This window comes from Plantibacter flavus (genome assembly GCF_051487245.1).
Classification (GTDB): Bacteria; Actinomycetota; Actinomycetes; order Actinomycetales; family Microbacteriaceae; genus Plantibacter; species Plantibacter flavus_B.
This window is the reverse complement of sequence record NZ_JAHVDH010000002.1, coordinates 20573-38012: the sequence shown is the minus strand read 5'-3', so window position 1 is coordinate 38012 and position 17440 is coordinate 20573. Positions and strand designations below refer to the sequence as shown.

Genomic DNA, 17440 nt, shown 5'->3' with positions numbered 1-17440 from the left:
TGTAATGGCGTTATGCATCTCAACCCTTACGGCTCGTACGCGATCCTCCTGGCGGCCTCGCTGGCGAACTCCTGGCCGGACGACCGCGACGGCGTCGTGGAGCGCACGAGGGAGTTCGGCATGACGATGCCGTTTGCCGAGGCCCCGGGCGACCATGCGCGGGTGCGCACCGTCGTCGACGACTGGCTCACCGTCGTCGACGCACCGGACGACCGGACGCGCGCCGCCGCCCTCAACCGCCAGATGGCGTCTGCCGCGGCGTTCCCCCGCTTGACCGACCACGACGGGGAAGGCTGGCATCTGCACTACCGCGATGAGCACCAGACGCTGCCGGAGGTGCTGGCCGCCGTGATCAGCGTCGGTACCGCCCTGCACCTCACCACCCGCGGCATGCAACGCCTCATGAGATGCACTGCCGGCGCCGACCCGGGCGACGCCTGCCGCAACGTCGTGGTGGACGTCACCCGCAACGGACGCCAGCAGTACTGCTCCGTCCGGTGCGCGAACCGCGCTGCGGTCAGGCGCCATCGCGCGAGGCAGACGTGACGACGGTCGTGCCTGGAGCCGCCGCCGGCGTTCAGGCCCGGTCGCCTGCGCGGACGTCCGGCACCGTGAACCACACGCTCGCCCCACCGAGAGCGGCGTCCTCGATCCCGATGAGCCCACCGTGCGCCTCGACGATCCGCCGACACGTCGACAGGCCGATCCCGAGCCCACTCACGTCGCGTGCGACACCGCGCTCCATGAGGTTGAAGACCCGGTCACGTTGATCGACAGGGACGCCCGGACCGTTGTCGTCGACGCTCACCCTGACACCGGCCGACACCCGGGCGGCCCGCACCTCGATGCGCGGTTCCACGCCGCCCGTCGCACTGAACTTCGCGGCGTTCGCGACGAGATTCTGCAGGAGGGCCCGCAGGAGCGTCTCGTCACCCAGGACCTCGACCGGCGCATCGACCAGGACGGTGGCACCGGTTCCGGCGATGACCGCGTCGAGGTCTTCCACCACCGAGCCGACGAGCTCGTCCAGCCGGATGGGCATGCGGCGCGGGTGCGCGCCGCCGACGCGGGCGAACTCCAGCAGGTCGGTGATCATGTCCGCCATGCGTTCCGCTGCGGACTCCGCACGGGCCAGGGCCTTCGCGGCGTGCGGGGCGTTCGCCATCTCAGGGCTGTCGGTCGCGAGCTCGAGGAATCCGGAAACGGCCATGAGCGGGTTCCGCAGATCGTGGCTGACCTGCCCCGCGAACTGCGCCAACTGCTCGTTCGACTGCCCGAGGTCGTGGGTGAGGCGCAACAGTTCAAGGACGTCGACGACCTGGCGCGCGAGGAGGTCGAGTGCTCGGCTGTGCTCCGGGCGGAGGTCTCGGACGCGATCGTCGAAGATGCACAGCGTGCCGATCGGAACGCCCTCCGGCGTGATGAGCGGGCTCGACGCGTAGAAGCGGACATTCGAGATCTCGCCCGTCACGAAGGGGTTGGCGGCGAACCGGTCGTCTGCGCTGGCGTCCGGCACCATCACCTGGCCGGGCTGCTGGAACACGACCGCGCACATGGAGTCCTCGCGCGAACACGTCGACGGTTCGAAGCCGACCGCGGCGACCTGATGCTGGTAGCGGTCGTCGATGATGTTGATGACGGCAGTGGGCACACCGCACATGGTGGCCGCCAATTGGACGAGACTCTCGAGGTCGGTCTCCGGTGGGCGCCCGACCACCTGGTACTCGGCGATCGCCGCGCGTCGCGTGATGTCTTCCGCGGTGATCACTGTCGTCCTTTCGTCGGGTGTCCGGAACGTGTCAATGCTACCGAGCGCCACCCCCTGTCCGGGGGATGCGGCGACCGTCAGGTTCCGTCCGGACGGCGGTGGACGACGGTCATCCGGGCGGCGAGCCCGGCGTTCTGGTACGGGCCCGGCTGACCGAGGGCCGTGATGACCCGTTCGACGACCTCGGCAGGCTTGTCCTGACTCATCTTCTCCTTCGCTTCGAAACGCGTCACACGCATCCGGAAGCCGACGGTGCCGTGCACGATCCGCTCCGCGTAGGCGCTGTTCGCCATGGTGCCGTTCATCAAGAACGGTTCCGGCAGTGGCTCCTCGAAGTGCGCGACGAGGCGGTCGAGCACCCGCAGGTTCTCGTCGTCCGAGAGGATCTCCGGCACGCCGTGGAGGTGCGCGACAGCGAAGTTCCAGGTGGGGACGGCAGGTGAGGTCTCATACCAACTGGGCGAGATGTATCCGTGCGGCCCGGAGACGATGACCATCACCTCGTGCGAGCCGAGCTCGTGGAGGCGCTCGTCGGGGCGTCCGACATGGCTGACGAGGACGATTCCCGCCTCGTCCTCCTCCAACAGCATCGGGTAGTGCGAGGCGACGAGCCCTCGGCCGGGCACGAAGCTCGTGAGGCTCGCCCACGGGTTCTCTCGGACGAGCGCGCGCACCGCCGCCACGTCGTCGAGCGCGTACTCGGTCGTGTGCCGCATCGGGTGCCTCCAGTCGGGGTGAATCGAGCGAGGACGCACGCATCGACAGCGCGAGTCCCTCAGTCGCGAGGCTACCGTGTCGCTCCGTCGTCGTGACGCCAGGGGCTGAGGAGCGATCGATCCACCCGCAGCGCTCAGCGGCGCCCGGCGAAGAGCGCGTGCAGCAACGGCAGCACGGACGCCGCCATGAGGACGGTGCCGAACACGGTGTCATCGGCCCGGACGACAGCGCCCGCAACGAGCAGTGCCGCGAACAGGACCGCGGACACGACACGACGCGCGGTCCGCTCGAGTCGCGCCACCCGACGCTCCAGGCGCGGGTTCGACACCGCGACGGAGCCGTCCTCGATCCGCGTGATGACGGCATCGAGCCGCTTCGGCAACCGCACGGCTACCGCCGCGATCTCCAGCGCCTCGCGGCCGAGGTCCTGCACGACGTTGCCGCGCTCGTCTCGAAGGAGTTGCGCGGCGAACGGCTCGACCGAATCCCAGAGGTTGAACTCCGCGTCGAGGGCACTGCACACGCCTGAGGTGAGCGAGATCGCCCGGATGACGAGGAGGAAGTTCTCGGGCAGCTGGAACGGCAGCGATCGGACCACGTCACCGAACTGGGTCGCGAACTGCCTGAACTCGCGCGGATCCACCTCACGCAGTTCGGCGAATCCCATGCCACCGAACCGTGCGAACAGCTGGGTCATCGCCCGCTCGAGCTCGGTGGTGTCGGCCGAGGGCAGGAGGACGCCGAGGTCCTGGATCGCGTTCACGAGACCCGAGCCGTCACGGGAGGCCGCGGCGATCAGAAGCTTCCGCAGGCCGCTCCGTGTGGTCGGCGGCACCTCGCCCATCATCCCGAAGTCGATGAAGGTCAGCTTCCACGGGCGCTCGGGATCGCCGTCGGGCACCGGGGTGACGAAGATGTTCCCGGGATGCGGGTCGGCGTGGAAGAAGCCGTTCGTGAACAGCTGCTCGAACATGACCGCCGCGAACACGGGGGCGACGGCGCCCGGGTCGATGCCGGCGGCGCGGAGACCGTCGGCATCGGTGATCTTGATCGCGGTGACGTCCTCGAGCGTCAACACGCGTCGTGTCGTCCGTTCCCACACCACCGCGGGCACACCGACGCGATCGTCGGCGGCGAACTCCGCCTGGAACCGTTCGGAACTCGCGGCCTCGTGCAGGTAGTCGATCTCCTCGAGGCTGGTCGCTGCGAACTCCTCGACGAGCGCCTGCGGGTCGACGCGGTCGGCGACGAGACGGACGCGTCGCAGCCAGCCGCCGACGCGGCGAAGGGCCGCGAGGTCGACGGCCACGACGTCGTCGATACCGGGCCGCTGGACTTTGAGCACGACGGCGTCGAGTCCCGTGTCCTCGGCGAGCAGCGGCGCGAGCCTGGCACGGTGCGCTTGGCCGAGCGACGCCGCCGCGACCGGTCGTTCATCGATCCACGCGAAGACCTGCGAGAGCGGGACGCCGAGCTCGGCTTCGGCGAGCGCCCTGATCTCCGGGAAGGGCACGGGCGGTACCTCGTCCTGCAGACCTTCGAGTTCCTTGGTGATCTCCGGTGGGAGCACGTCAAGGCGCGACGACATGAACTGTCCGACCTTGATCATCAGGCCACCGAGGTCGATCGCGAGGGCGTGGAACCGTCGCGCGAACCGCTGCATCCGCTTCGAGCGCGTCCGCTCCGCCACCCGGCCGAGGCCGAGCCGCGGGAGGACGATCTCGTACCACCACGCCACGGCGAGGTGCCAGCTCGCGAAGCGGAGGATCCGACGGTATCTGGCTCGCCCGTCGCCCGATTCGGACGCCGGGGTCAGCCGTGCGTCGCGGACCGATGACACCCGGTTCAGTCCTGGGCGAGGATCGCGTAGAGGCGCTTGCGAGCCTCATCGAGGACGGTGACGGCCTCCTGGACCTGCGCGGCGGTGCCGGAGCGGCCGACTTGCGCCGCGGCCTGCGCGAGTTCGACGCCCGCCTTCGGCAGGGCTGCGAAGCCGTTGCCTTCGCTCGTGCCGCTGGCATCCCACGGCGCGGACACGCTGGACTCGCGAACCTCGTCGCGGCCCGCCTCGGTCAGCGCGTAGGTCTTGCGGCCGTTCGACTCCTCGGCGGTGATGATGCCTTCGTCGGCCAGCAGCTGCAACGTCGGATAGACGGAGCCGGCGCTCGGCTTCCAGCTGCCGCCGCTGCGCTCCTCGATCTCGCGGATGATCTGGTAACCGTGCATCGGCTGTTCTGCGAGGAGGGCGAGCACGGCCGCGCGGACATCGCCGCGCCCGACTCGGGATCCCGCGCTCTTCTCGAACTTGGAGCGCAGCTGCTCCATGACCTGCCACATGCCGTCGGTGTGCGCGCCGGAGCCGAAGCTGCCGGTCGGGAATGATCCACCCATGATGATCTCCTTCGAAACTCGTGAACGATACTCGACGATATATCGCTTCACCTGTGAACGATATGGGTTGTAGCTGTGGATTCGCAGCGTACCCTCGGGAGGATGAGCGACTGGACAGCAGCGGACATCCCCGACCAGCACGGCCGGACGGTCATCGTCACGGGCGCGAACAGCGGTATCGGCGCGGTGACCGCCAGAGAGCTCGCCGCCCGCGGAGCACGGGTGATCCTCGCCTGCCGCAACACCGACAAGGGAGAACGAGCGGCGGCGGCGATGACCGGCGACATCGGCGTGCGTCACCTGGACCTCGCGGACCTCGATTCGGTCCACCGCTTCGCCGATGGAGTCGGCGACGTCGACATCCTCCTCAACAATGCCGGCGTCATGGCCGTCCCGGAGTCGCGGACCGCGGACGGATTCGAGCTGCAGTTCGGGACGAACTTCCTCGGGCCGTTCGCGCTCACCGGGCTGCTCCTCGACCGCATCTCGTCGCGGGTCGTCACGCTGTCGAGCGTCGCGCACCGTCAGGGGAGGATCGACCTCAGCGACCTCGGCTGGCATCGTCGGCGCTACCAGCGATGGGGCGCCTACGGTGCGTCGAAGCTCGCCGACCTCGTGTTCGCGGCGGAGCTGCAACGTCGACTGACGGCGGCCGGTTCGTCGGTGCTGTCGGTCGCCGCACACCCCGGGTTCGCGAGCACGGAACTGCAATCCCACACGCAGTCGGTCCAGGGTCCCATCCTCGCCGTCGTCACGCGACTGTTCGGTCAGGATGCCGACAGTGGCGCGCTCCCGTCGCTCTACGCCGCGACGTCGCCGGGGGTCGAGCCGGGCGGGTACTACGGTCCGGGTGGGTTCGGCGAGATGCGCGGCACACCGAAGCCCGCCGCACGCTCGGCGGCGGCACGCGACGAACACGTGGCCGCCGAGCTGTGGCGGAGCGCCGAGGAACTCACGGGTGTGGGATTCCTCTCGTGACCGGGAGCCGGGCCCGGATCAGGCGGGGAGGCTCGCCTCGATCGCCGCGATGATCGCCGGGTCGTCCGGTTCGGTCGTCGGGCGGAAGCGGTGCACGGTGCCGTCGGGGGCGATGAGGAACTTCTCGAAGTTCCACTTCACGTTGCCCGCTTTGCCGTTGGCGTCGGCCGTCTTCACGAGCTCCTGGTAGAGCGGGTGCCGATTGCGACCGTTCACCTTCACCTTGTCCATCATGGGGAAGGTGACGCCCCAGGTGGTCGAGCAGTACTCGGCGATCTTCTCGGTGTCACTGAGCTCCTGCAGGAACTGGTTGCTCGGGAAGCCGAGGACGGTGAAGCCACGGTCGGCGTACTCCTTCTGGAGCTGTTCGAGCTTCTCGTACTGCGGAGCCAGACCGCAGCGGCTCGCGACGTTGACGACGAGCTTCGCTTTGCCGTCCCACTCCGCGAGCGTCGTGTCGCGTCCGTCGATGGTGGTGACGGCGATGGAATCCAGTTCGGACATCGTGGCGTTGCCTCTCTCCTCAGCGTGTGTGCTGTCGTATCGAACGCTACTCGCCTCCCGCGCGCACGACTCCCTTTGGACAGCGCGTTCCCAGGCGCGCCCGTTGACACGGTTGCGCCACGGGTGGAGGGTGAGTCCAGGAGAACGGAGCTTGCCATGGGACGCATCCATATCGACCTCTTCACCACACTCGACGGCGTCGCCCAGGCTCCGGGCGGCCCGGAAGAGGACCCGAGCGACGGCTTCCGTTTCGGCGGCTGGCAGGCGCCGCTCATCGACGAGGTCGACGGCGAGCAGATCGACCGCGGCATGCAGGGCATGGACGCCCTCCTGCTCGGGCGCCGCACGTACGACATCTTCGCCTCCTACTGGCCGCACCAGGAGGAGGACGGCCGGGTGAGCGGCATCGCGAACCTGTTCAACCGCATCCCCAAGTACGTGGCCTCTCGCGGCTCCCAGGAGCTGAGCTGGGCGAACTCGACGCAACTCGGAGCGGACCTGCCGTCGGCGGTGGACGAACTGCGCCAACGCCACGAGAAGATCCACGTCATCGGCAGCCTCGACTTCGTGCAGACCCTGCTGGCAGAACAGCTGTTCGACCAGCTCAACCTCTGGGTGTACCCGATCCTGTTGGGCAGCGGGAAGCAGGTGTTCGCCGGTGGCGCCGTGCCGACGAACCTGCGTCTCGTGGCCCCGGCGGAGACGTCCCCCGGCGGTTCCGTTCATCTGCAGTACGAGCGCGTGCACGGCACGCCGGCCACCGGCAGCATGGACGACCTCGGATGAGCGAGCCCGGGTTCGACACCGTCGTCGTCGGCGCCGGTGTGGCCGGGTTGACCGCGGCGCGCCTGTTGCAGCTGGCCGGCCGGCGGGTCGTCGTCGTCGAGGCTCGCGATCGGGTCGGAGGGCGAGTCTGGACCGCGCGCCGCGACGGATATGCGACAGACCTCGGGGCGTCGTGGATCCACGGCGTCGACGGCAGCGCGGTCGCGGCAGCAGCCGCCGCATTCGGCATGACGACGGTGGAGTTCACGGTCGGCGGGTACCAGCCGGACAGTCGGCCGATCGCGTACTACGGCCCGGACGGAGCACGCCTGTCCGACGAGGTCGCCGCGCAGTTCGCTCAGGACATCCACACGCTCGACGCCACCCTGCGAATCGTCGTCGCCGATTCCGCTCCGGAGGCCTCGTACCGCGACGTCACGGAGGAGGCCCTCGCCAGGCAGGGCTGGGAGGCGGAGCGCACCCAGCGCGTCCGCGAGTACCTGGAGCACCGCTCGGAGGAGCAGTATGGGGCAGCGATCGAAGAGCTCGCAGCGCACGGCCTCGACGACGACTCGATCGACGGCGACGAGGTCGTGTTCCCCGACGGCTACGACCGACTCCCCCAGCACCTGGCGGAGGGCCTCGACATCCGGCTCGGACACGTCGTCTCACACCTGGACTGGTCGACAGGTCGAGTGACGGTGACGACGAACGTCGGCACGCTGACCGCCGACACGGCGATCGTGACGGTGCCCGTCGGGGTCCTGCAGTCCGACGACTTCGTCATCACCCCTCCGCTGCCGGAGCCGGTGGCCGGCGCGCTCGGTCGACTCCGGATGAACGCCTTCGAGAAGGTCTTCCTGCGATTCCCGACGAAGTTCTGGGACGACGGCGTGTACGCCGTGCGCCAGCAGGGCCCGGAGAGCCGGCGATGGCATTCCTGGTACGACCTCACCGGTCTCCACGGCGTCCCAACCCTCCTCACCTTCGCGGCGGGTCCGACCGCGGAGGAGATCCGCGGCTGGAGCGATGCCGAGGTCGTCGAGTCGATCCTCGAGCAGTTGCGGAGGCTGTACGGTGATCGCGTTGAGACGCCGACGGACGTCATCGTCACCGACTGGTACGCCGATCCGTTCGCGCTCGGCTCGTACGCGTTCATGACGCTCGGTTCCTCGACCGACGACCACGACACGCTTGCGACACCGGTCGGCGACGTCCTCCACCTCGCCGGCGAGGCGACCTGGACCGATGACCCGGCGACGGTCCACGCTGCCGTCTACTCGGGTCACCGCGCTGCCGAGGCGATCCTGGGCGCGTCCATCCCGATCGACACCCTCTGGGCCCACGGCACGTCGTCATAGGACCCCTTCGCCGTACGGCCCACTACGTTACCAATCGTAAATTACGAATGGTAAGTTAGTGGCATGGACACCGTCACCGCCCGACAGTCGCGCCAGCGCCTGTCCAAACCAGAACGCCACGCCCAGCTGCTCTCAGCGGCTCGTGAGCTCATCCGCACATCCGGTACCGACGAGTTCACCCTCGCCAGGCTCGCCGAAGCAGCCGGCGTGACGAAGCCCCTGGTCTACGACCACTTCGGCGACCGTTCGGGCGTCCTCGCCGAGCTGTACCGCGAGTTCGAGAGCCGCCAGCGGTCGACGCTCGCCGAAGCGCTCGAGACCGCCGAACCCACACTCGCGGCGGTCACCGGGATCGTCGCCGGCGCCTACATCGAGTGCTGCATCGCCGAAGGACAGGAGCTGGCCGACGTGGTCGCAGCCCTCGCCGGCTCCCCCGCACTCCGCGAGCTGCGCCAGGAAGCAGAAGACGCCTACCTCGGGATGTGCCTCGACGCACTGCAGCCGTTCACCGGCGCACTCGACCCCGCGGCACTGCAGGCCGTGATCGGCGCCGGCAACGCGCTCGGGCAGGAGTCACTCGCCGGACGGATCAGCAGCGATCGCGCCCGCGACACCCTTGCCCAAGTGATCACGGCCGTCACCACCGAAACCCTTGACCAGAACGGACCTGGAACCGCATGACGATCCAACACCCCCCGACACCCGACACCGCCCTCTGGTTGTACGCCCACCCGCGCCGCCCGTCATTCAACGACCTGCTGTTCCGCGCCGGAACCGAGGCGCTGGCGGCGACCCACTCCGTGGTGACGTCAGATCTCTATGCGCAGGGATTCGACCCGGTCTTCAGCTCCCGCGACCTCGGCGAACTCGCTGAGACGCCCGGGAACCTGGCGGAGATCGCGGGTGAAGCGTTCGCCCGCGGGCAGCTGGCCTCGGATGTCGAGCTCGAACAGCAGAAGCTCGCCGCGGCCGATCTGCTCGTCATCCAGTTCCCGCTCTGGTGGTACGGGATGCCGGCCGTGCTGAAGGGCTGGTTCGACCGGGTCCTGACGAGCGGATTCGCCTACGGCGACCTCGACCCGGAGCTCGGTGTCCCGCGGCGATACGGCGCCGGTGGACTCGAGGGTCGGCGGGCGCTCGTCATCGTGACCGCCGGAGAGGACCCGGGCTCCATCGGACCGCGAGGCATCAGTGGCGATCTGGAGTCGATCCTGTTCCCGCTCACCCACGGCATCCTGTGGTACGTCGGCATCGAGGCACTGGATCTCCACGTGGTCCACGACGCGGACGCACTCGATGGCGCATCCGTCGAGCGCGAGGTCGTGCGCCTGCGAGAGCGGTTGAGGGCCATCCGATCGGAACCCGGCCGCCCGTTCCGCCGCTTGAGCGACGGCGACTACCACGGCACGCGGGCCCTGCGGGAGGACATCCTCCCCGGCCGCACCGATCTCGGGATCCACCTCGCGGCGAACGCGTAGCCGAGCACTCGTCGTTCAGATCCGGTTGCGCTCGGACCCGTGACAAAGTGGACACTGTTCACATAGGGTGTCGAGTGACTCACGACGAAGGGGTACCTGATGCGTTTCATGATGTTCGTCCTCGCAGACCCGGAGCCAGACTCCCCCACCGATGACACGGATGTCGACCGCTGGGTCGACGACCTGGACACACGGGGGCAGCGACTGATGGGAGACGTCCTCGACCCTGGCGACGCGCGGAGCCTGCGCGTCCGTGCCGGCGAACGTCTCGTGACCGCGGGCGCCACGCCCGGCGTCACCGACACCCTGTGGGGTTTCGACATCCTCGACTGCGCGGATCTCGACGAAGCTCTCGACATCGCCGCCCGTCACCCGATGGCCCGCAACGGCCGCCTCGAGATCCGCCCGTTCCCTGACGCCGGGTGACGGGCGGCACCCGCCCGGATCAGGCCAGAGCAAGCCCCGCCGGAACTTGTTCGAGGTCGACCTCGCATCCACGCCTGCTGCCGCTCGGTCATTACTCTCGGGCGCGAAGAGCGATATCACGCAGCAGGAGTCATCCGCGCGCGCGGGTGCGGACAACCACCCTGGTGTTCGGTTGACGCGGCGAGCATACTGAACGGGATGCGGCACCGCGACGTGCGCGGATCGCACGGGAGGGCATCCCATGTGCATAGCAATCAGATTCTCCGACGGAAACGGCCATCTGTATCTGGCGCGAAATCTCGACTGGAGCACCGGATACGGCGAACAGGTCGTGATCACTCCGACCGCTTTCATCGTCCCGTCGCCGTTCGGTGCTGTGGACGGCATCCGCTACGCCGTCATCGGCATGGGCATCGTGGAGGAGGGCACGCCTCTGTATTTCGACTGCGGAAACGACGCCGGCCTCGCCGTCGCGGGGCTGAACTTCCCGGGATACGCCCAGTATGCCCCCGAGCCCGTCGATGGTGCGACGAACGTCGCCGCGTTCGAGTTCCCACTCTGGGTCGCCTCGCAGTTCAGGAGCGTCGACGACGTCGAGGCGGCGCTCGGCAACGTGGTGATCGTCGACCGACCGATCAACGAGAAGTACCCGAGTTCCCTGTTGCACTGGGTCATCGGCGATGCGACCCGGGCGATCGTGGTGGAGTACACGGATGACGGCATGCACGTCTTCGATGACGACATCGACGTCCTGGCGAATCAGCCCGGCTTCGCCTGGCACCACGAGAACCTTCGCAACTACCTGAACACCTCGCCGGAATTCCCCGAGGAGAGCGTCCTCATTCGAGCACGCCTGACCCCGTTCGGCTCGGGTTCGCACATGCGTGGCATTCCCGGCGACTACTCCTCGCCGTCGCGGTTCGTGCGTGCGGCCTACGTCAACGGGCATTACCCAGAGAAGGCGAGCGAGGAGGAGAACGTGAGTCGGGCCTTCCACACCCTGCAGCAGGTGGCCATGGTGGAAGGCGCTGCGGCGATGGGCTCCGGGGAGTTCGAGAAGACGATCTACACGGGGCTCTTCTCGTCGCGCACGAGGAGCTACTCCTGGAACACCTACGACGACGCCACGATCCACAGCGTCTCGCTGGCCGACCACCGGCCCGACGGTGCCGAGTTGATCGTCGTCTGAGCCCCGTCGTATCGCACCACGGACGGCGGGAGCAGGCGTCTGAGGGCGTGCGGACTGAGGAACACGCCGGTCCAGAGAACAGCGGCTCCGGAGGCGCGTCGGATGCTACCTCCCTGACGCGAGTTCTTCGCGAAGAAGCGCGGCACCAGCGGTGAGCGCGCGCAGTTTTCCGCGCGCGACATCACGAGGCAGCGGCGCCAGTCCGCAGTTCGTGCTCGGGATGAGCTTGTCGGCGTCCACGAACGCGAGAGCGTTGCGGAGGGTGCCCGCGACCTCCTCAGGCGTCTCGATCGTGTCGCTGGCGACGTCGATGGCTCCGAGCATGACCTTCTTGCCCCGGATGAGCTCGATGAGATCCAGAGGCACGTGCGAATGGTGGCTCTCCAGCGAGACGGTGTCGATGCTCGAGCGCTGCAGCAGCGGGAACGACGTCTCGTACTGCCGCCACTCCGCCCCGAGCGTCGCCTTCCAATCGGTGTTCGCCTTGATGCCGTAGCCGTAACAGATGTGCACCACGGTCTCCGCGCGCAGCCCCTCGGCCGCCCGCTCGAGCGCTGCCACACCCCAGTCCTTGACGTCGTCGAAGAACACGTTGAATGCCGGCTCGTCGAACTGGATGATGTCGACACCCGCCGCCTCGAGTTCTCGAGCCTCCTGGTTGAGGATCGTCGCGAACTCCCAGGCCAGCTTCTCGCGACTCTTGTAGTGGCGGTCGGAGAGCGTGTCGATCATCGTCATCGGCCCGGGCAGGGCCCACTTGATCGGCTGATCGGTCTGCCGACGAAGGAACTTCGCATCCTCGACGAACACGGGCTTCTCGCGGCTCACGGCACCGACGACCGTCGGCACACTGGCGTCGTACCGGTCGCGGATCCGGACGGTCTCCCGCTGGTCGAAGTCGACGCCCGACAGATGCTCGATGAACGTCGTGACGAAGTGCTGGCGGCTCTGCTCGCCGTCGCTGATGATGTCGAGGCCCGCGTGTCGCTGCTCCTGGACGGTCAGGCGCAGCGCATCGTGCGTGCCCTCGACCAGGGCGTCACCCTCCAGCTTCCACGGAGACCAGAGGGTCTCGGGCTGGGCGAGCCAGGACGGCTTCGGCAGGCTGCCGACGATCGAGGTGGGAAGAAGCGTGTTCATGCTCGAGGATCTCCGATGGTCATCCGACAGGGGCGGGGTAGGTGGCGGCCCATTGTTCGAGGAGGTCGCCGTGCGGTTGCATGAGGTGCTCGTGGGCGTACTTCCCCTGCTCGGTCGCGAGCCGACTGCGCTCGTCTCGGTCGTAGGCGATCTTCGTCACCGAGTAGTCCTGCTGCTCGAGACTCGGTCGATAGACGCTCGCTGCGGCCGAGTTCGCGTTGTAGATCTCCGGTCGGTAGATCTTCTGGAACGTCTCCATCGTGCTGATCGTGCCGATGAGTTGCAGGTTCGTGTAGTCACCGAGCAGGTCGCCGCGGAAGTAGAACGCCAGCGGCGCGACACTGCCGTGCGGCATGAAGTAGCGGACCGAGAGCCCCATCTTGCCGAAGTACTCGTCGGTGAGCGACGCATCCTTCTGCTCGTACTCGACGCCGAGGATCGGGTGGCGATTGTCGGTGCGACGGTAGGTCTTGCTCGTCGAGACGCTGATGCAGATCACCGGTGACACCGAGAAGCGCTCCCGGTACGTCTCAGAGTCGAGGAAGTGCTGGAAGAGTTTGCCGTGGAGATCGCCGAAGTCGGCGGGAACGGTGAACCCGCCCGCGGCCTCGCTGGCCGCCGGCAGCCGCACGCTGAAGTCGAAGTCGCGGACGTATGACGAGAAGTTGTTTCCCACGATCCCCTGGCTGCGCTTTCCGGTGACGCGGTCGAGGACCTGGATGTCCAGGACCTCGAGCAGGGGGAACTCCTGGTCCTCCCCCTCTGCGGCGAACTGCACCGCGACGGAGACGATCTCGAGTTCGACGGTGTATCGCTCGCGGTTCGGGTTGTCCCAGCCCGCGAGATCGTTGAACCGCCGGTCGATCATCGTCAGGGCGTTGCGGAGGTTCTGTTGACGGTGCTCACCGCGCGCCAGGTTGGCGAAGTTCGTGGTGATCCGGGAGTCGTTCGACGGCGAGTAGTCCTCGTCGAAGCGGGTCGTCGTGATGCGGAACGTGAATTCGTGCGCCATGAGGGGCCAATCGGTCAGCAGATCGGCCGGGCTCGGCCTCACGAAGAAGTGTGTCTCCATGGTGCCCTGCGAGCATCCCCATCGAGTAATGCACGGCGACTATGCGGTGACATAGTCTGAGCCTATGACGAAGCGTTCGAGCGGCATCACGCTGCAGCAACTGACCTATTACATCGAAGTCGCCGCAGAGGGTTCGATCAGCGCCGCCGCCGACTTGCTCTACGTCGCCCAGCCCACCCTGTCCGCGGCGATGAAGGAGCTGGAGGGCAGAGTGGGGCGCGTCCTACTCCTCCGCTCCGCCCGCGGCGTGACCCTCACCACGGACGGTGTGGAGTTCCTCGGCTACGCCAGACAGGTCGTGGAGCAGGTGGCCCTGCTCGAGCAGCGCTATCTCGGTCGCCCACCGTCTCGACGTCTGCTCGGGGTGTCGACGCAGCATTACTCGTTCGCCGTCGACGCGATGGTGCGGATGGTGAAGGCGAGCGATGCAGCGGAGTACGAGTTCTCGCTGCGGGAGACGCGCACGTGGGACATCATCGAAGACGTCCGCACGCTCCGCAGCGAGCTGGGGATCCTTTACCGGAACGACTTCAACAGGAACGTCATCGACAAGCTGCTCCGGGATTCCGGGCTCACGTTCCGCCCACTCTTCGTCGCCGAACCGCACATCTTCATCTCCCGGAAGAACCCTCTCGCCTCGAGAGACCGCGTCACCCTCGCCGATCTCGCCGACGTGCCTCGACTCACGTTCGACCAGGGCGCGAACAACTCGTTTTACTTCGCCGAGGAGATCCTCTCCACCCTCTCGAGCGCGCGGGAGATCCGGGTGTCCGACCGCGCGACCATCTTCAACCTCATGATCGGACTCGACGGGTACACCATCTCCACCGGCATCGTCAGCGACGACCTCGACCCCGAGATCGTCGCCATCCCCCTCGACGTCGACGAGCGCATCGAGATCGGCTGGATCGGCCACGCCGCAATCCCGCTCACCGAGCAGGCGCAGCGGTATCTCGCCGAACTGCGGACGGTCGTCTCGGGGTTCGGGGTGACCTTGCTCGGCTGAGCCGGTGCGCCAGCCGACGTCGTCGAGGGTGAACGGTCAGCGTGCGGGAGCGAATGCCGGACGTGTTTTACAGCGGCCCGAGGACACCGCTCACAGCGTCGTGCAGTTCGAGGCTGTCGAGCACCCACAGGAGCTGGCGTTCCTCGTAGCGGAAGTGGGTCTCCATCACTGCGGCAACACCGTCGAGATGCATGGACAGTTCGGCGGGCGACGCCGATCGATCGACCGCCGCGCTGAGCTCTCCGAGGAGATGCGCGATCATCGAGTGATCTCGTTCGAGGGATCGCAACACGGGAGCGAGGTCGGGATGCGCGGCCTCGATCGCCGGGAACAGCGCACGGTCCTCGCCGCGATGGTGTCCATCCAGTGCCACGCAGAATCCGTGGCAATACAGCAGCAGATCTCGCGTTGCGTCGTCGGATGGGCCACCGTCAGTCACGGCCGCTTGGGCGACAGCCAGTGCATCGCGCAGTCGCCGGTGTACGCTTCGGAGTTCGTTGTTCCAGGCGATCAGCCTGGTCGTCTCGCGCTCAGTCACGCGAAGACGAAGGGAGCGATGAGAGCATCGTCAGTCCTTCAGGTTCGACGCCTCCATGCCTGACACGAACTGCCACCGGCACGCGACGTTGCACCCATGTTAGACGGTCGAGTCGGTCATGGGGCCGTACTTCTCCAGGAACGACGAAGCCCTGGTGAAAGATGTCTTTCACCAGGGCTTCTCTGTCGGGCTGACAGGATTTGAACCTGCGACCCCTTGACCCCCAGTCAAGTGCGCTACCAAGCTGCGCCACAGCCCGATGCCATCCCCGCCAGGCGGAGAAGACAACTCGAACAGTCTAGCGGATTCCGGAGGGGCTCCGTGACACATCCGCGCCGCCGGGATCCCCCGGGTCCTACTTCGCGTCGCGGGCGGCGACGAGCTCGTCGCGCACCTTGCGGCGCAGCACTTTGCCGATGAGCGACGTCGGCAGTTCGTCGAGCTGCACCACTCGCTTGGGCACCTTGTACGCCGTGAGCCTCGTGCGGCAGTAGTCGCGGAGGGCACCCGAGTCGAAGACCGTGCCGTCACGCATGACGACCGCGGCAGTCACGTCCTCTCCACCGGATTCCCGTGGAAGCCCCACGACAGCGGCGGACAGGACGTCGGGGTGCGACAGCAGCGTCTCCTCCACCTCCGAGGGGCTCACGTTGAACCCGCCCGTGATGATGAGCTCTTTCACCCGGTCGATCACCGTCACGAAGCCGTCGTCCGACACCGTCACGATGTCGCCGGTCCGCAACCAGCCGTCCTCGAGCAACGTCTCGCGCGTCTCGTCCGGGCGACCCCAGTAGCCCTGGAACACCTGCGGCCCGCGGATCAACAACTCCCCCGCCTGCCCGGCCGGCCGGTCGATCGTCGGGTCGTCCGGGTCGACGACACGGATCTCCGTGCTCGGGAACGGCACACCCACCGTGCCGGGGCGCCGCGAGGGGCCGATCGGGTTGCCGAGCGCCACCGGCGACGACTCCGTCATCCCATATCCTTCGACGAGCAGGCCACCCGTGGCCTCCTCCCACCGCGTCACGGTCGCGACCGGGAGACTCATCGCGCCCGAGATCGCGAACCGCACACTCGTCAGGTCGACGCCCTTCCGGCTCGACGCCCGGGACAGCGCATCGTAGATCGGCGGGACGGCGGGCAGGAATGTCGGCGGCGACTTCTTCGCGGCGGTCAGCACGAGCTCGAGGTCGAACTTCGGGAACAGCACGAGCCGAGCACCGATGCTCATCGCGAATGTCAGGCAGAGCGTCATCCCATAGGCGTGGAACAGCGGCAGCACTCCGTAGAAGACCTCCTCGCCCTCACGCAGCCCGGGCACCCAGGCCCGCCCCTGTGCGGCGTTCGCGCGCAGGTTCCGGTGCGTGAGGATCGCGCCCTTCGGGTTACCGGTCGTGCCGCTCGTGTACTGCAGGAGCGCGGTGTCGTCGAGCACCGGCCGCACCACACGCTTCGACAGCTTCCGACCACCGACGAGCCGCTCCCACGGCAGCACATGCTTGGCCGAGGGCGTCGCCGTCATCGCCGCGCGGGACTCCCGCGCACGCTTCACCGGCAACCGCAGGGCGAGCCGCTTCGAGAGGGGCAACGCCTGCGTGATGTCGACGGACACGATACGGCCGCGCATGACATCGGCAGGCAGGTCGGCGACGAGGTCGTAGACCTTGTCCCACACGATCGCCACATGCGCGCCGTGATCCTCGAACTGGTGCCGCAACTCCCGCGCCGTGTAGAGCGGGTTGTGCTCGATCACCGTGGCGCCGAGGCGCAACGCCGCATAGAACGCGACCACGTGCTGCGGACAGTTCGGCAGGACAAGGGCGACCCGGTCACCCGGCTTCACACCCAGCTTGCGCAGTCCTTCTGCCGCTCGGGCGACCTGCTCACCGAGCTCCGCGTACGTCGTCTCGGCACCGAAGAACTCCAGGGCGACCTGGGAGCCGAAGCGCTTCACCGAGGTGTCGAGCAGGTCGACGAGCGTCTCGGTGACCTCGTCGATGTCCGCCGGGACGCCCTTCGCGTACGACGAGAGCCACGGCCTGGCGGCGAGTCTCGTGCGCTGCACCCCGCCGGCCTCACGCTCTGCCGCCGACGGCGACCCATCGTG

At 67.7% G+C, this 17440-nt stretch carries 18 protein-coding genes and 1 tRNA gene; 9 read left to right on the top strand and 10 right to left on the bottom strand.

Annotation, left to right across the window (positions count from 1 at the left end; all coding sequences use genetic code 11):
- The first annotated feature begins 12 nt into the window (after window positions 1-12).
- On the top strand, window positions 13-546 hold the full coding sequence (locus KXS11_RS04025; protein WP_437384171.1) for a CGNR zinc finger domain-containing protein: 534 nt from the start codon (window positions 13-15) through the stop codon (window positions 544-546).
- Window positions 547-577: 31 nt separating this feature from the next.
- Here KXS11_RS04025 and KXS11_RS04020 read toward each other — a convergent pair whose 3' ends face one another.
- The 4 genes from KXS11_RS04020 to KXS11_RS04005 form a co-directional block, all read right to left on the bottom strand.
- Entirely contained in the window at window positions 578-1768 is a 1191-nt protein-coding gene (locus tag KXS11_RS04020) for a sensor histidine kinase (RefSeq protein ID WP_437384170.1), read from the bottom strand.
- A gap of 77 nt (window positions 1769-1845) precedes the next feature.
- Window positions 1846-2484, bottom strand: coding sequence for an FMN-binding negative transcriptional regulator (locus KXS11_RS04015; RefSeq protein WP_437384169.1), 639 nt, complete (start codon window positions 2482-2484; stop codon window positions 1846-1848).
- A gap of 134 nt (window positions 2485-2618) precedes the next feature.
- Entirely contained in the window at window positions 2619-4325 is a 1707-nt protein-coding gene (locus KXS11_RS04010; RefSeq protein ID WP_437384168.1) for an ABC1 kinase family protein, read from the bottom strand.
- A gap of 5 nt (window positions 4326-4330) precedes the next feature.
- Window positions 4331-4876 (bottom strand): PadR family transcriptional regulator, encoded by a 546-nt coding sequence (locus KXS11_RS04005; protein WP_437384167.1) that lies wholly within the window; start codon window positions 4874-4876, stop codon window positions 4331-4333.
- Window positions 4877-4978: 102 nt separating this feature from the next.
- On the opposite strand from KXS11_RS04005, the gene KXS11_RS04000 reads away from it, so the two are divergent.
- Window positions 4979-5854 carry an oxidoreductase gene (locus tag KXS11_RS04000; protein WP_437384166.1) on the top strand — a complete coding sequence of 292 codons (876 nt, stop codon included), beginning with the start codon at window positions 4979-4981 and terminating at the stop codon, window positions 5852-5854.
- Window positions 5855-5872: 18 nt separating this feature from the next.
- Here KXS11_RS04000 and KXS11_RS03995 read toward each other — a convergent pair whose 3' ends face one another.
- Window positions 5873-6358, bottom strand: a complete 486-nt coding sequence (locus KXS11_RS03995; RefSeq protein WP_437384165.1) for a glutathione peroxidase — start codon at window positions 6356-6358, stop codon at window positions 5873-5875.
- Between the two features lie 156 nt (window positions 6359-6514).
- On the opposite strand from KXS11_RS03995, the gene KXS11_RS03990 reads away from it, so the two are divergent.
- The 6 genes from KXS11_RS03990 (at window position 6515) to bsh (ending at window position 11577) form a co-directional block, all read left to right on the top strand.
- On the top strand, window positions 6515-7144 hold the full coding sequence (locus KXS11_RS03990; protein ID WP_437384164.1) for a dihydrofolate reductase family protein: 630 nt from the start codon (window positions 6515-6517) through the stop codon (window positions 7142-7144).
- Window positions 7141-8484 carry a flavin monoamine oxidase family protein gene (locus tag KXS11_RS03985; RefSeq protein WP_437384163.1) on the top strand — a complete coding sequence of 448 codons (1344 nt, stop codon included), beginning with the start codon at window positions 7141-7143 and terminating at the stop codon, window positions 8482-8484. Before KXS11_RS03990 ends, KXS11_RS03985 begins: the two co-directional genes overlap by 4 nt.
- Window positions 8485-8547: 63 nt before the next feature.
- Complete coding sequence (locus KXS11_RS03980; RefSeq protein WP_437384162.1) at window positions 8548-9165, top strand: TetR/AcrR family transcriptional regulator; 618 nt, start codon at window positions 8548-8550, stop codon at window positions 9163-9165.
- Window positions 9162-9962, top strand: coding sequence for an NAD(P)H-dependent oxidoreductase (locus KXS11_RS03975; protein WP_437384161.1), 801 nt, complete (start codon window positions 9162-9164; stop codon window positions 9960-9962). Before KXS11_RS03980 ends, KXS11_RS03975 begins: the two co-directional genes overlap by 4 nt.
- 99 nt (window positions 9963-10061) lie before the next feature.
- Window positions 10062-10388, top strand: a complete 327-nt coding sequence (locus KXS11_RS03970; RefSeq protein ID WP_437384160.1) for a YciI family protein — start codon at window positions 10062-10064, stop codon at window positions 10386-10388.
- Between the two features lie 241 nt (window positions 10389-10629).
- Window positions 10630-11577, top strand: coding sequence for a choloylglycine hydrolase (gene bsh, locus KXS11_RS03965; protein WP_437384159.1), 948 nt, complete (start codon window positions 10630-10632; stop codon window positions 11575-11577).
- A gap of 105 nt (window positions 11578-11682) precedes the next feature.
- On the opposite strand, the gene KXS11_RS03960 is transcribed toward bsh, so the two are convergent.
- Together KXS11_RS03960 and KXS11_RS03955 are read right to left on the bottom strand one after the other, a co-directional pair.
- Window positions 11683-12717: a methionine synthase gene (locus KXS11_RS03960; RefSeq protein ID WP_437384158.1), complete on the bottom strand. Its 1035-nt coding sequence runs from the start codon at window positions 12715-12717 to the stop codon at window positions 11683-11685.
- A 19-nt stretch (window positions 12718-12736) separates the two neighbouring features.
- Entirely contained in the window at window positions 12737-13729 is a 993-nt protein-coding gene (locus KXS11_RS03955) for a DUF1852 domain-containing protein (RefSeq protein ID WP_437384157.1), read from the bottom strand.
- A 124-nt stretch (window positions 13730-13853) separates the two neighbouring features.
- Between KXS11_RS03955 and KXS11_RS03950 the strand changes: the two genes are divergently transcribed.
- Entirely contained in the window at window positions 13854-14795 is a 942-nt protein-coding gene (locus KXS11_RS03950) for a LysR family transcriptional regulator (RefSeq protein WP_437384156.1), read from the top strand.
- A gap of 67 nt (window positions 14796-14862) precedes the next feature.
- On the opposite strand, the gene KXS11_RS03945 is transcribed toward KXS11_RS03950, so the two are convergent.
- The 3 genes from KXS11_RS03945 to KXS11_RS03935 all read right to left on the bottom strand — a co-directional run bounded on the left by KXS11_RS03945 (window position 14863) and on the right by KXS11_RS03935 (window position 17398).
- Window positions 14863-15333: a hemerythrin domain-containing protein gene (locus tag KXS11_RS03945; protein WP_437384155.1), complete on the bottom strand. Its 471-nt coding sequence runs from the start codon at window positions 15331-15333 to the stop codon at window positions 14863-14865.
- 185 nt (window positions 15334-15518) lie between these two features.
- Window positions 15519-15592: transfer RNA gene (locus KXS11_RS03940), tRNA-Pro, on the bottom strand.
- A gap of 96 nt (window positions 15593-15688) precedes the next feature.
- On the bottom strand, window positions 15689-17398 hold the full coding sequence (locus KXS11_RS03935) for a long-chain-fatty-acid--CoA ligase (RefSeq protein ID WP_437384858.1): 1710 nt from the start codon (window positions 17396-17398) through the stop codon (window positions 15689-15691).
- Window positions 17399-17440: the final 42 nt, after the last annotated feature.

Excerpts from the sequence above, each read along its gene's own strand:
- KXS11_RS04025 (WP_437384171.1), top strand. The coding sequence starts at position 13 with ATGCATCTCAACCCTTACGGCTCGTACGCGATCCTCCTGGCGGCCTCG.
- KXS11_RS04015 (WP_437384169.1), bottom strand. The coding sequence starts at position 2,484 with ATGCGGCACACGACCGAGTACGCGCTCGACGACGTGGCGGCGGTGCGC.
- KXS11_RS04005 (WP_437384167.1), bottom strand. The coding sequence starts at position 4,876 with ATGGGTGGATCATTCCCGACCGGCAGCTTCGGCTCCGGCGCGCACACC.
- KXS11_RS04000 (WP_437384166.1), top strand. The coding sequence starts at position 4,979 with ATGAGCGACTGGACAGCAGCGGACATCCCCGACCAGCACGGCCGGACG.
- KXS11_RS03995 (WP_437384165.1), bottom strand. The coding sequence starts at position 6,358 with ATGTCCGAACTGGATTCCATCGCCGTCACCACCATCGACGGACGCGAC.
- KXS11_RS03990 (WP_437384164.1), top strand. The coding sequence starts at position 6,515 with ATGGGACGCATCCATATCGACCTCTTCACCACACTCGACGGCGTCGCC.
- KXS11_RS03985 (WP_437384163.1), top strand. The coding sequence starts at position 7,141 with ATGAGCGAGCCCGGGTTCGACACCGTCGTCGTCGGCGCCGGTGTGGCC.
- KXS11_RS03980 (WP_437384162.1), top strand. The coding sequence starts at position 8,548 with ATGGACACCGTCACCGCCCGACAGTCGCGCCAGCGCCTGTCCAAACCA.
- KXS11_RS03975 (WP_437384161.1), top strand. The coding sequence starts at position 9,162 with ATGACGATCCAACACCCCCCGACACCCGACACCGCCCTCTGGTTGTAC.
- KXS11_RS03970 (WP_437384160.1), top strand. The coding sequence starts at position 10,062 with ATGCGTTTCATGATGTTCGTCCTCGCAGACCCGGAGCCAGACTCCCCC.
- bsh (WP_437384159.1), top strand. The coding sequence starts at position 10,630 with ATGTGCATAGCAATCAGATTCTCCGACGGAAACGGCCATCTGTATCTG.
- KXS11_RS03960 (WP_437384158.1), bottom strand. The coding sequence starts at position 12,717 with ATGAACACGCTTCTTCCCACCTCGATCGTCGGCAGCCTGCCGAAGCCG.
- KXS11_RS03955 (WP_437384157.1), bottom strand. The coding sequence starts at position 13,729 with ATGGCGCACGAATTCACGTTCCGCATCACGACGACCCGCTTCGACGAG.
- KXS11_RS03950 (WP_437384156.1), top strand. The coding sequence starts at position 13,854 with ATGACGAAGCGTTCGAGCGGCATCACGCTGCAGCAACTGACCTATTAC.